The sequence below is a fragment of the Pseudomonas sp. NY15374 genome (assembly GCF_048068255.1).
Lineage (GTDB): Bacteria > Pseudomonadota > Gammaproteobacteria > Pseudomonadales > Pseudomonadaceae > Aquipseudomonas > Aquipseudomonas machongensis.
The window spans coordinates 1-12,864 of the sequence record NZ_JBLUPZ010000017.1 but is presented as its reverse complement, the minus strand read 5'-3'; the positions used below and the strand labels follow the sequence as shown (position 1 = coordinate 12,864).

General features: G+C 57.9%; 12 protein-coding genes, 1 other RNA gene and 1 pseudogene. 3 read left to right on the top strand and 11 right to left on the bottom strand.

Features of this window, described 5'->3' with window-relative positions:
- Positions 1-38: 38 nt before the first annotated feature.
- The 9 genes and pseudogenes from ACNFHO_RS25795 to ACNFHO_RS25755 all read right to left on the bottom strand — a co-directional run bounded on the left by ACNFHO_RS25795 (position 39) and on the right by ACNFHO_RS25755 (position 8,890).
- Positions 39-1,241, bottom strand: a complete 1,203-nt coding sequence (locus ACNFHO_RS25795) for a hypothetical protein (protein ID WP_125931399.1) — start codon at positions 1,239-1,241, stop codon at positions 39-41.
- Between the two features lie 62 nt (positions 1,242-1,303).
- Positions 1,304-1,417: pseudogene (locus ACNFHO_RS25790) on the bottom strand (WYL domain-containing protein); the annotation flags it as partial.
- Between the two features lie 275 nt (positions 1,418-1,692).
- Positions 1,693-6,585, bottom strand: coding sequence for a DEAD/DEAH box helicase (locus ACNFHO_RS25785; RefSeq protein WP_416767796.1), 4,893 nt, complete (start codon positions 6,583-6,585; stop codon positions 1,693-1,695).
- A gap of 139 nt (positions 6,586-6,724) precedes the next feature.
- Positions 6,725-6,982: a tyrosine-type recombinase/integrase gene (locus ACNFHO_RS25780; protein ID WP_253781919.1), complete on the bottom strand. Its 258-nt coding sequence runs from the start codon at positions 6,980-6,982 to the stop codon at positions 6,725-6,727.
- 345 nt (positions 6,983-7,327) lie between these two features.
- Entirely contained in the window at positions 7,328-7,489 is a 162-nt protein-coding gene (locus ACNFHO_RS25775; protein ID WP_253781921.1) for a phage integrase central domain-containing protein, read from the bottom strand.
- A gap of 42 nt (positions 7,490-7,531) precedes the next feature.
- Positions 7,532-7,669: a hypothetical protein gene (locus tag ACNFHO_RS25770; protein ID WP_253781923.1), complete on the bottom strand. Its 138-nt coding sequence runs from the start codon at positions 7,667-7,669 to the stop codon at positions 7,532-7,534.
- A gap of 21 nt (positions 7,670-7,690) precedes the next feature.
- Positions 7,691-7,927 (bottom strand): Arm DNA-binding domain-containing protein, encoded by a 237-nt coding sequence (locus ACNFHO_RS25765; protein ID WP_253781924.1) that lies wholly within the window; start codon positions 7,925-7,927, stop codon positions 7,691-7,693.
- Between the two features lie 172 nt (positions 7,928-8,099).
- Positions 8,100-8,491: a transfer-messenger RNA gene (gene ssrA, locus ACNFHO_RS25760) on the bottom strand.
- 105 nt (positions 8,492-8,596) lie between these two features.
- Complete coding sequence (locus ACNFHO_RS25755) at positions 8,597-8,890, bottom strand: hypothetical protein (protein WP_063546147.1); 294 nt, start codon at positions 8,888-8,890, stop codon at positions 8,597-8,599.
- A 353-nt stretch (positions 8,891-9,243) separates the two neighbouring features.
- On the opposite strand from ACNFHO_RS25755, the gene ACNFHO_RS25750 reads away from it, so the two are divergent.
- Genes ACNFHO_RS25750 through ACNFHO_RS25740 form a run of 3 tightly spaced genes read left to right on the top strand, consistent with a single transcriptional unit; the run spans position 9,244 to position 11,848 of the window.
- Positions 9,244-10,683, top strand: coding sequence for a cytochrome ubiquinol oxidase subunit I (locus ACNFHO_RS25750; protein WP_416767795.1), 1,440 nt, complete (start codon positions 9,244-9,246; stop codon positions 10,681-10,683).
- 3 nt (positions 10,684-10,686) lie between these two features.
- A complete protein-coding gene (cydB, locus tag ACNFHO_RS25745; RefSeq protein WP_054894034.1) occupies positions 10,687-11,694 on the top strand; it encodes a cytochrome d ubiquinol oxidase subunit II in 1,008 nt (335 codons plus the stop codon).
- 13 nt (positions 11,695-11,707) lie between these two features.
- Positions 11,708-11,848 (top strand): DUF2474 domain-containing protein, encoded by a 141-nt coding sequence (locus ACNFHO_RS25740; RefSeq protein WP_063546145.1) that lies wholly within the window; start codon positions 11,708-11,710, stop codon positions 11,846-11,848.
- 168 nt (positions 11,849-12,016) lie between these two features.
- Here ACNFHO_RS25740 and ACNFHO_RS25735 read toward each other — a convergent pair whose 3' ends face one another.
- A complete protein-coding gene (locus ACNFHO_RS25735) occupies positions 12,017-12,262 on the bottom strand; it encodes a DUF3077 domain-containing protein (protein WP_054894036.1) in 246 nt (81 codons plus the stop codon).
- Positions 12,263-12,498: 236 nt separating this feature from the next.
- The coding region (locus ACNFHO_RS25730; protein ID WP_416767792.1) for a hypothetical protein at positions 12,499-12,864 on the bottom strand (366 nt) is incomplete at its 5' end.

The window sequence follows — 12,864 nt, the reverse complement described above, 5'->3', positions numbered from 1 at the left end:
CAATCAACACCGGAACGTGGGTAGGCATGGGGGCAGGATCAATTCGGCTTGGCTACCGTCGCGGCATCCTTACTTAATACAGGAGCGGCTACATGTACCTTGGCCTCGGACAACGCAATACAGCGATGTGCGTAGCTGTCGATCTCTTTCAAAGCGATATTTCGGTAGCTAGCGGGACAGATCAATAACGTATCGCCGAAGCGGAACTGACGAAACGCCCTGACGCTGTACAAACCATTTGGCCCCTCGTAGCTCTCCAGTTGCCACGGGGCGCTACTGAATACCTCCTTTGGATAATCCTTTTCATTCAATACATAGCTTAGCTCGGTATTGTCCCTGATCTTGATCAGATTGGCGGCGGAATAGACCCACAGGTCCAAGAGGGCCGGCAACAGCATGGCGTTGACGAAGATGCACCCGAGCAGCACCAGTGCGGCTCGGCCGGTGCGCAGCATCGCATTGCCGTTTGTCAAATAAAAGACGAGGACTGGCGCTAGGTAGAGGCACATTATCAATAAGCAGAGAGCGATACCCCCGAATGCCTCTTCGTCGCTCTCTCCGCCTCGCCACGTCATGATGGCTAGCTGGGCGGGCATGACTCCACTCACCGAAGTAAACGCTAGCAGCGTACCTAGCCAGCCAACGAGGGCTGTGTAATAGAGTTTGCGATGCAAGGGTTTGCGGGGACCAGGCGGCAGCTCCAGTACTTTGTTGTGCAGGGGCGCATCGCGGCGAAGCAGAACTATCACGGCACATGCGGCAGCTACTACGACGATAGGAAAGAAGTAGCCTGGGGCCATGGTGTGATCAAAGAGGGCCCCCAGCAGGTTGAGCGATAGGAGTAGGTAGCCCCCGCCTACGATGAGGCCGAAGCGTAAGGCGAGCCTCTTTTCCAGCTCTCTATCGACGGTGCATACAGACATGCTCAACGTGAAGACCAAAGACGGTACCGATACGATGAGCAGCAGCGACGCGAGTATCAGCAGGCTGAAGAATAACCAGGCGACGAGGTTCGAAGGGTTACCTAACGAACTCAGGATCAATTCGGGGTGATGGATTACCCAGAGGTACTTGGTGAGGAGTGAGATTGAGATAAGCGTTGAAACTACCGGCAGCCACCATTTGATATCGGCGAGGAGTTTGAATAGTGCTTGTCGGGGGCTGCTGGAGGCGGAGGGGTCGGGCGGTGAAGCGGGGGATGAGCTTTGCGGGATGGTTGTGGGGGGAGATACGGCTGTCATGAGCGTATGTTTCTTCCTTTAGTGCAGTTTTCGTGGTTATGGGATACAACGAGCGCGTTGAATCAGCCGTAGGGCCAAGGTGTCAGCGCGTTCAAGGTGGCGATCACGACCTGCTGCGCTTCTGGCGTCGGGTCCAGGTTCTTGGGGTCGATTTGATAGCATTGCAGCACATACTTTGCGTGGACTGGATTCCGACGGCCGGAGCAGTTTGAATCCTGCCCCTTCATGCCGTTGGCATCGAACTCATCAAATAAACGGTCGTGAAAACGTAGTTATGGCTAGTGAAGCGTTGCGATTGATGGATGCGCGCTTACCGCGCCATCATTAAGCCATCCAGTTTATAATTCTTCCCTGAGCATTGCACAGCGATGGCTGACTCAAGGAGGATCTCGATGGTTGTGCTCCCACCAGTGGTATGTTGACTGAATGCTCAGCGTTCTATCGGACTCAACTAGTCATCTTTGCCGATATCGAGTTTGGGCAGCGCCTTGACGATTTTCTGGGTTTCCAGGCTCACGGTGACCACGCGCTGGAAGAGCTCCAATGGATACTTGGGGTTGCCCATGGTTTCGTTGGCCCAGTCGTTGGCGTCGTTGACGATGCCACTGGCCTTGTCGATACGCACCGCTTGGCGCTCCATCACCCAATCGAGTGCGGCTTTGCCGTTGACGACGTAATCCCACGCCGCTTCAGGAATGCCCTTTAGGGTGATGCGGTGGTTGTAGATGACGGTGGTCTTGTCGCCCTTCTTGGCGAACTTCATCTTCTCCACGCGGTAATCGGCATTAGTCAGCGTGCCCTTGGCCTCGATGGTCAGCGGGTAGGGCGCGACGGTTTCGTAGTTCAGGTGAAGATCAGCCAGGGCGCGGCCTGCTTTGCTGAATGCCCAGAAATCGGCAGCTTTCTTCACAGCCGGAATGCGCGGCAGTTCCTTGCTCAGGTTGTCGGCGTAGCGATCTCGGTAGTCGGGCGAATGGAGGATGCCGTAGACGTAGTAGAACAGATCCTCCTTGCTCATTTGCTCGCCGGCGTAGGCTGTTTGGAAGTGAGCTAGGCCGGTATCGGTGATGGCATCGCGGCGGCGTAAGCCATCGTCAACTTGCTCGGCAAAAAGATCGTCATCGGCAGTTTTGGCTGCTTCGCCATAGAGGTAGAGGGGGAAGCACTGACCGCCGCCGTCGGGCTGCAAGCAAGTAACGCTATCGATCAGATAAGCAATCTGGCCATCGCCCCGCCAATTACCTTTAACCATGATGGCGACGTTTTCAGATTTGGCATCGGGGAAGATGCGCGGCATCTGATAAACCCTTTCATTAAAGCGGCGATTGAAGTACAGCCATTGTTTGGAAAAGGGGCGATACAAACCGGGCACCAAGCAGTCAGCCTCCATGGTATGGCTGCGACCTTTGCCTAAATCCTGTTTGAGATTGACCGTCCAGCTGATGTGTGCCGGGTTGGTATCAATAAAGTCATCCACCTGTGCCAGCCGTGTCTTGGTATCTAGCTCTGGATACGCCTCGTTGAAGCGCCGCACTTCGGAGTTGTAGGAGTCAATCATGCTGGTCATGTTGGTCGCCAGCTTTGACTGGCTTGCGTTATAAGCCCAAGCGTCTCGTCCGGTCGCAACACCCAGTGAGAAGTTGTCAAATAGCTTGGGTGCATCGCCCTTCTTGTCTCCCATCACGATGAACTGACTGAAACTATCGTCACGCTGTTTGAGCCAGTCGCCGTGCTCATCGGGAGTGATTGACTGCCATTGCTCAATACCAGCTACGCTGACGCAATCAGCGATTTTCTGCAATTTGTCATCGCGGCTGAGATAGTCACCAATGTCATGGAAATAAATCTTCCCGCGAGTCAGCGCCTCGGGATTCTTGACCAGCAGCGAAATGGCGATAGGTGTGCGGCTGCCGCTACCAAATATCTTGCCCCCTTCTTTCCGAGAGGTTTCGCCACTCGTGCGTTGGTTGCCGCGCAGATGAAACACATACAGGCTAGAGAACTCATCAGCCAGGCACTTACGCATGCCGTCGGAAGACGTTGACTCCAGGTATCCAGCATTGGTGACAAAACCTATAACTCCCGCGTCGCCAATACGATCGCTGGCCCAGCGGATTGCGCGGATATAGCTGTCGTATATGTTCTTAACAGATGTCATTTTGGAGCGTGCTGCGTATGTGGAAGCGATGCGGGCGTCGAGTGACGGGTACGCCAAATTGGTGTTGTTATCGTTTGCACTACCTTGCCCAATCGAATAGGGCGGATTACCCACAATTACCCGAATATCCAGTGCTTTCTGCCGCTTGCGCCTAGCGCTGTTGTCCTCCAGCAGTGCATCCACCAAATCATCCTTCTCATACATCTGGAAGGTGTCTGTCAGGCATATGCCTTCAAACGGGGTGTAATCGGCCAGCACTTCGCTGTGATAGGCCGCCTCGATATTGATGGCGGCGATATAGTAAGCCAGTAGTACCAGTTCGTTGGCATGGATCTCGTGCCTGTACTTGTGTGCTAGCTCTTCCGGCTTGATCAGACCCGATTGGATTAAGCGGGTAATAAAGGTGCCCGTGCCCGTGAATGGATCGATGATGTGAACACCTCTGCTGCCCAGAGTCTGGCCGAATTCCTTTTGCAGCAGGTGATTGACGCTGTGGAGGATGAAGTCCACCACCTCGACCGGGGTGTAAACGATGCCCAAGCGCTCGGTCATCTTGGGGAAAGCGTTGCGGAAGAACTTGTCGTACAGCTCGACGATGATCTTCTGCTTGCCTTGAGGGTTGTCGATGCCGGCAGCGCGTTGACGAACGCTGGCGTAGAACTTTTCCAGTGTGTCGGCTTCCTTGGCCAAGTGATGCTCATGGAGTGCGTCCAGCACGCCTTGCATGGCTTTGGACATGGGGTTGTGGCTGGCGAAGCTGTACTCCTCGAACAGCGCATCGAACACTGGCTTGGTTACCAGATGCTGGGCAAGCATTTCGACGATCTCGCCATCGCTGATGCTGTCGTTGAGATCATCGCGCAGCTCAGCGGCGAAGGCCTCGAAAGTCGATCTCTCCTGGATATATTCGGGGTTCTCCAAAATGCCCTGAATACGATCGATATGGGTGCGGGCGATCTTAGCGATATCGTTGGCCCAGTCTTCCCAGTGGTGGCGGTTGCCGCACTTGGAGACGATCTTGGCGTAGATGGCCTTCTCGATTTCCCCGACCTCATAGGCCAGCTCGGCCTGCTGGGTCATCTGGCCTTCGACATCGTACTTAGCTCGTTTCTCACCAATGCCGTACTGGCCTTTGCCTGCCTGGCCGTTGCTGGTGCCGCTAGTTTTCCTTACCTTTTTATCGGCCTTGTCGGTGATAGCAATGACTTCCATCTTGCGCGGGTCAGAGCCGATCAGGTCGAGCTTGTTCACCATGGCGTCGAAGCTGTCGTCGTGCGAGCGCAGTGCCTGAAGCACCTGCCAGACCACTTTGTAGGTCTGGTTGTCATTTAGCGCTTCGTGGGGCTCCATGCCGGCCGGAATGACCACGGGCAGCACCACGTAGCCGCGCTTTTTACCAGGTGCGTTTCGCATCACCCGGCCCACCGATTGCACCACGTCCACCTGGGAGTTACGCGGGGTGAGGAAGAGCACGGCGTCCAGCGCTGGTACGTCCACGCCTTCAGAAAGGCAGCGCACGTTGCTGAGGATGCGGCAGCTGTTGGCTGGCGGTTCTTCCTTAAGCCAGTTGAGCTTGGCTTCCTTGGAACTAGCGTTCATGCCGCCATCGACGTGTGCGGCTTCGCAGATGATGCGTGAGGCCTCATCGATGTTTTCTGACTCCTGATAAGCCTCCACCACCGACTGGAACATGCTGGCGATGTTGACCGAGCTGACCTTGTGCTTGGTGCCCTTGTAATTGGGCGAGATGACCTGGCAGAAAGCTACAGCGCGCCTCATGGGCTGATCATCACCCACCAAGTTTTCGGCCAATCCCTGCTTAGCCAGCGCCTTCCAGCAACCGACTATCTTGGCGGCGTCGTCTACCTTGAGCTGGTTGTTCTCGTCCTTCAGCATCTCCTGAAGGCGGCGGCTGATGGTGCTCTCCTCGACGGTGAGTACTAGCACCTTGTAATCGGTGAGCAGGCCGCGCTGGACGGCCTCGGAGAAGTTGATGACGAACAGCTCTTTGCCGTAGAGCTCTTCGTCATCCATTGAGCACAGGGTGACTTCGCCGGACTCGGCCTTGAGCTTGGCGTTGTCACCGTAGATGCGCGGCGTGGCGGTCATGTACAGGCGTTTGGTGGCGCGGATGTAGTCGGCATCATGAACGCGCACAAAGTTGCTTTCATCATCGTCGCCAAAGGTGGCACCCGTGGTGCGGTGCGCTTCGTCGCAGATCACCAGATCGAAAGCGGCCAGGCCATGATCAGCCTGGGCACGGCTGATCACATCGATGGAGTGATAGGTGGAGAACACCACACTCATGTGTTCGGCATCGTGACGCTTGAGCATTTCTGCCGCGAGGCGATCTGCCTTGGTAGTGGCCGGGTATCGCAGTTCATGGGTGAACACCTGAACCGCGTCATCCTCTGCTTTTCGCTTCTTGCCTACGTCACTGTCGGAGCAGACGGCAAAGCTGTGGAGAGGGGTGGCGCTTTCCTGCGTCCATTCGGTTAGGGTCTGCGATAGCAGCGACAGGCTAGGCACCAGGAACAGTACACGCTTACCCTTGCCGGCCTGCTGCTCGGCAATTTTCAAGCTGGTGAAGGTCTTGCCGGTGCCGCAGGCCATGATTAGCTTGCCGCGTTCGGCGTCCTTGAGGCCAGCGGCCACGGCATTCAACGCGGTTTGCTGGTGCTCGCGCAGCTGCTTTTTGGCCTTGAAAGCGACTGCCTGATTGGGCTGGTACTTGGCCCAGTCTATCTGACTGTCTTCCAGGGCTTGCAGGTCGATTTTACTGACCGGAGGCTGCTGACCCTGCAACGCGTCCTCGGCGTGCTCGCTCCAGTTGTTGGTGGTGGCGACGATGACGCGGTGCGAGAACGGCGCCTTGCCCGAGGCGGTGAAAAAACTGTCTATGTCCTTCTTCTGGACTTTGTAGTCCTCGGCGTACAGCTTGCACTGGATAGCGTGGTACTCGCCGGTGCCCTGGGTGCGAGCCACTAAATCAACGCCCGCATCCTTGCCACTGAGGCTCTGTTCCTTCGCCCACTCCGCATATGTCCATACTTTGTCGTAAAGGTCGCGGTAGGTGGCTTCGTTGCGTAGGTAAGTGCAAATCAGCTCTTCGAAGTAAGTACCTTTTTCGCGTCCGGTGACAGAAGCGCTGCGGTAGGTATTCAGCAAAGCTGATAAGGCTGACATCGGTAGGAATTCCTTTTGGATTGCGTCTGGCGCATTACAGGCGCCAAATCGGCGCAGTTTAGCAATTCAGCCAGTACTGGAGCGACAAGATAGTGCTCGTATTAGCTTGAGGGCTCGCTGACTGATGGGGCGCTTGCATTCAGCGTTTTATCGAGTCCAAAAAATCGGCCCAGATCTGCATCATTTCACGCCGTTCTGGCAAGAAGCTGGTTCGATCGTACGCGCGTCCCAGCGGATTTTTTACTGTGTAAGCAAGCTGATGCTCCAAGAGATCTGGGCGAAATCCCAGCACCTCCGTACCTGTGGTTCTCGCTGTCGCACGAAAGCCGTGCCCAGTCATTTCGTCGCCGATGATGTCCATGTGGCGTAATGCGCTGAGTACGGCATTGTCGGACATCGGCCGGTCGCCTCCTCGTGCCGAGGGGAAGGCGTATCGATGTCTGCCGGTGAGTGGTTACAGCTCGCGCAGAACAGCGATTGCTTGCTGGCTCAGGGGAACCAAATGATCCGGACGATCCTGTTGGGTGGCAGTGAGCCCTTTCATCTTGTGGCCGGGAATCAACCACTCGCCCGCATCCAGATTGACCTCCGACCACTCCATGTGGCGCAGGTCACCGGGCCGGCAGAACAGCAATGGGGCCAGTTTGAGTGCACTACAAACAGGCATTTGTCCCCGTGTAGCTATCCAGTGCTTTGAATAGTGCCCCGAGTTTTTCAGGATCGGTCACGGCAGCAAAGTGTTTCACCCGCTTGGCTGGGAGCGTACGTGATTGCCAATCTGGTTGGGCGGGGTGATACCGACAGCTTCGGCGAACTCGAAAATCTGTTTGTAGATCTGGGCAACACGACGTGCCGTCTCGCGAGCGCCGCGCTTGATGATGCGCTGCAGGTTTTCGACCAGCATGGGCGTGCTGATGCTGCTGATCGGGAGTTTTCCCAGCCAGGGTTAGGCATTGAGCTCAAGGCGCTGCCGCACCGTGCGGGTATATTCCGGATCCCAGGTTGACTCGCGAATAGTGAGCCATTGCTTTGCGACCGACTCAAAGGTGTGTTGGTGATCGAGCTGGCTGACCACCTTGGCCATGCGTCTTTGCAGCGAAGGATCTTAGCCGCCGGCAAGCTGAATGCGAGCATCATCACGCTTGCGCCGGGCCTCCTGCAGGCCGACCTCAGGATAAACACTAAGCGCTAGGCGCTTTTCCTTTCCCAGAAAGCGGTACTTCAAGCGCCAGTAACGACCTCCGTTGGGCTGCACTTCCAGGTACAAGCCCTGTTCGTCATACAGGCGGTACGGCTTGTCCTGGGGCTTGGCGTTGCGGCAGTTGGTGTCTTTCAAGGGCATTGGGGGCACATCCTCTCCGAACGAGCAGATGAGCGTTTTATGCCCTCATATGTGCCCCCGTCAATCGTGGGATGCCTTGGGATAAGGTGGGAAAACGCGGGCAACAAAAAGCCGTAAAGCTTTGATTTCTCTAGGCTTTACGGCTTTTCTGGATCTTACTGAGAAGAGAAATTGGTGGAGCCGGGGGGATTTGAACCCCCGTCCGCCAGTACTCCGCTGTCGGTACTACATGCTTAGCCGTGTCTATTGAGTTAATCCGCAGCCGCCCGACGGGCAGGGTGCTTTGGACGAGTTGGGTAAGTTTTAGTCGCTTTGCCCCCAACGTGCTACACGACGATCCTGTTCTGTATGACAATCACTTCGGGTTTACAGGCATCCCCTAGTGATTGCTGGAGCCGAAGCTACCAGGAGAGCGGGCTCAGCTGCTTACGCAGCGAGAGCGTAGCCCTCGTAGTTTTCGTCATTGGCAACTATAGAAAGTTGCAACAGTGGATTTACGAGTTCTGTTACCAACTCGGCATGCACCTAGAGTTTCGCTACCGGCGTCGAATCCTGATCGGCCCCACACTCAGCTCTAGCTGACGTATCTCTCGACACGTGCCGCCGAGTATACGCCTTTGCGCGGGCGGCGTCGACTGCTGGTGCCGCCGCCCGTTGCAACAGAGCGGCTCAGGCGCCGCTGCCGCCGGCCGAGCCGCTGCCTTTCTCGGTTTTCTCAAGACGCTCCAGCACCTTGCTGGTGATGGCGATGCACTCCTTGGTGTCGCCGCTGGCCTGGGCGGCCTTGGCTTTGTCGACATGCTCGGTGAGTGCCTTGTCCAGGCCTTCGGACGTGGCGCCGGCGGTAGCCATGCTGTCGTTGATCTTCTGCAGGTTGATCGCGCACAAGTCATCGGCAGCGAATACAGGCGAGGCCAGCAGGGTGGCGGCCGCGAAGAGGGCGGAAAGCGCTGTACCTTTCATGGGTGTCTCCTGGTGAAGGCCTCTGGAAGGTGGGCCTGAAAGGTGGACTGTGGCCATTGGCCAAGGGTTCCATCGGGGTTGATCGGGCGATCCACCAAACCCGTCGCGAGTAAAGAGGGTGAGGCAACCGGTCACGCGGCAAACAACCACACAGCCTGCCCTGGCATTCGGGACTATGCTTCCCAACAGTCGTTGATCTGGATCAATCGTTCCAGATGAAACGAGTTGGCCGCCTGGCCAGAATCCCTGCGATCGAACAGAACAATTCGACAACAGCGCACTCGATTACCGTGGGGGCAGTGAGCGCGAGGGTCACGAGCCCGAACGCCCGGATTACCTGAAGAGGAAGCACTATGTTCGGTTTAGAGGCCTTGGAGCTCGCCCGAATCCAGTTTGCGTTTACCGTATCCTTCCACATCCTGTTCCCGGCCATCACCATTGGCCTGGCGAGCTACCTGGCGGTCCTAGAGGGCCTCTGGCTGAAGACCAACGACAATGTCTACCGCGACCTCTACCACTTCTGGTCGAAGATCTTTGCCGTCAACTTCGGCATGGGGGTGGTCTCGGGGCTGGTCATGGCCTATCAGTTCGGCACCAACTGGAGCCGTTTCTCCGATTTTGCCGGTGCCGTGACCGGGCCTTTGCTGACTTACGAGGTGCTCACTGCCTTCTTCCTCGAAGCCGGTTTCCTCGGGGTCATGCTGTTCGGCTGGAACCGCGTGGGGCGGGGGCTGCACTTCTTCGCCACGGTGATGGTGGCGCTCGGCACGCTGGTGTCGACCTTCTGGATCCTTGCCTCCAACAGCTGGATGCAGACGCCCCAGGGCCACGAGATCATCGATGGCCGGGTGGTGCCGGTCGACTGGCTGATGGTCATCTTCAACCCTTCGTTCCCCTACCGCCTGATGCACATGGCCACCGCTGCGTTCGTGGCCACGGCGTTCTTCGTCGGTGCCTCGGCGGCCTGGCATCTGCTGCGTGGGCGGGATAATCCGGCGGTGCGCAAGATGCTGTCGATGGCCATGTGGATGGCGCTGATCGTCACGCCGATCCAGGCGGTGATCGGTGACTTCCACGGCCTGAACACGCTCAAGCATCAGCCGGTGAAGATCGCCGCCATCGAGGGCCACTGGGAGAACAAGCCCGGCGAGCCGACGCCGCTGATCCTGTTCGGCATTCCCGACATGCAGGCCGAGACCACGCGCTTCAAGGTGGAGATTCCGGCGTTGGGCAGCCTGATCCTGACCCACAGCCTGGACAAGCAAGTGCCGGCGATGAAGGAGTTTCCGCGTGAAGACCGGCCGAATTCGACCATCGTGTTCTGGTCGTTCCGGGTCATGGTCGGACTGGGCTTCCTGATGATCTTCGTCGGCCTGTGGAGCCTGTGGCTGCGCAAGCGCGGCACGCTTTATACCTCGCGGCCGTTCCTCCACCTCACGTTGTGGATGGGGCCATCGGGGTTGATCGCGATTCTTGCGGGCTGGTTCACCACCGAGATCGGTCGTCAGCCGTGGGTGGTGTATGGGCTGATGCGCACGGCGGACGGGGTATCGAACCACAGCTATGGGCAGCTCGGCTTCACCCTGGTGATGTTCGTGGTGGTGTACTTCGCGCTGTTCGGTACCGGACTGGGCTACATGATGCGCCTGGTACGCAAAGGGCCGCACACCGGGGAGGGTGACGCACAGCCGCCGGGCGGTCCGGGGCAGAAACGCACGCCAGCGCGGCCGTTGTCGGCTGCCGACGATGGTGGTGCGGACCACGATACTGCCAGCCTGAACAAGGGGAACTGAGCCATGGGTATCGATCTTCCGCTGATCTGGGCCGTGATCATCATCTTCGGGGTGATGATGTACGTGGTCATGGATGGCTTCGACCTGGGAATCGGCATGCTCTTCCCCTTCGTCAAGGGCGAGCGTGACCGTGATGTGATGATGAACACCGTCGCCCCGGTATGGGACGGCAACGAGACCTGGCTGGTGCTGGGCGGTGCGGGGCTGTTCGGGGCTTTCCCGATGGCCTATTCGGTGGTGCTCGAGGCGCTGTACCTGCCGCTGATCCTGATGTTGGTGGGCCTGATCTTCCGTGGCGTGGCCTTCGAGTTCCGCTTCAAGGCCAAGGACGACAAGCGCCACCTGTGGGACAAGGCGTTCATCTGGGGTTCGCTGGTGGCCACTTTCTTCCAGGGCGTGGCACTGGGGGCCTTCATCGAGGGCTTCAAGGTGGTAGACCGCCACTACGCTGGTGGCGCGTTTGACTGGCTGACGCCGTTCAGCATCTACAGCGGCCTGGGGCTGATCGTGGCGTACACGCTGCTGGGTTGCACCTGGCTGATCATGAAGACCGAAGGGCCGCTGCAGAAGCAGATGCACGACCTGGCGCGGCCGCTGGCGCTGGTGCTGCTGGTGGTGATCGGCATCGTCAGCCTGTGGACGCCGCTGGCTTATCCACAGATCGCCGATCGCTGGTTCAGCATGCCCAACCTGATCTGGTTCATGCCGGTACCGGTGTTGGTGCTGGTGACCTTCTATGGGTTGCTCAAGGCGGTGGCGCGCAACGCCAACTACACGCCGTTCCTGCTGACCTTGGTGCTGATCTTCCTGGGCTACAGCGGGTTGGGTATCAGCCTGTGGCCGAACATCATCCCGCCGTCGATCTCGATCTGGGATGCCGCTGCGCCAGCGCAGAGTCAGGGCTTCATGCTGGTGGGGACGCTGTTCATCCTGCCGTTCATCCTGGGGTACACCTTCTGGAGCTACTACGTGTTCCGCGGCAAGGTGACCCACGACGATGGCTACCACTAGGGAGTGCCGGGCGATGGATATCGAGGAGAAGAAACCGTTGTGGCAGCGCCTGGGCTGGCTGGTGCTGATCTGGGCGCTGAGTGTCGCGGCGCTGGGCATCGTGGCCTATGGCATGCGCATGTTCATGAGTGCGGCGGGGTTGAGTACGCATTGAGCCGGGTAGGAGCACCTTCCTGGTTCAAAATCTAAAGGCCAGCCCAGTCCTTGTGGGAGCGGGCTGGTCCCGCGATCACCGGCGCAGCCGGTGCCAGACACCGCAGTGTCTTTTTCGCGGGACCAGTCGGGACGCCGAACCGTCGCTCTCACAGAGGTCACGTCCGGGTTAATGGACGCTGTTGCGGGCGATTTCCAGATCGTTCAGCAGGCCTTTGGCCAGTGCGCTGAGGTAATGCAGTGCTGTGATGGAGGCCGGGGCGGCCTGTTCCTGGTCGCTCAGGTCGCGAATGCAGCCCAGCAATACCGAAACTTCCTCCAGCACCCGCTCCGGTGACAGGCCGGGTTGCACGCGGAACATGTCCAGGAAGCTTGCGACGCCTGCGGTGGTGTAGTCGTTGGGGTGATCACTCATGCTAGAGCCCTCGCATCAGCGGGGCTGGGGATGAAGCGGGGTGGGTCGGGGACGATCTTTTTCATGGCGAATATCCAGTATCGATAGATGAAACCGCCGTTCATCCTTCTCACCAGATGAGGGTGGCAGCCGCGTATGGGGTGAGAAAACCGAGGACACTGGAACCCGGCCAGACCGAAGTCTGCCCATACACGGCCGCCATGACTGCAAGCCTGGGTCAATATCGTTCGGGTTTCTCACGCCCGGTCGCCAACTCGACGACCCAGCGACGGTATCCCTGAGACATTTCCCCGACAATCAAGACGCTTCCGCAAAATGCGTAGGATAGTTCTCAGGAAGATTTGCTTGAAGCTGGCAGGCTGCAGATTCAGAAACATCCTATCCGGCGCCTGCATTTTTTTTGTGGGAGCGGGCTTGCCCGCGAAAAGGACACTGCGGTGCATGGCACCGGCTTCGCCGGTGATCGCGGGACAAGTCGGGACGCCGAACCGCCGCTTGTGTCTTGATAGGGGATTAGAATCTGGAGTGAGAGCGGTGAATGGCAAGCTGAATGCCGCGTGTGCCTTGAGCACGAGTGGGAGCACAAGCTGCCATTCACCGTT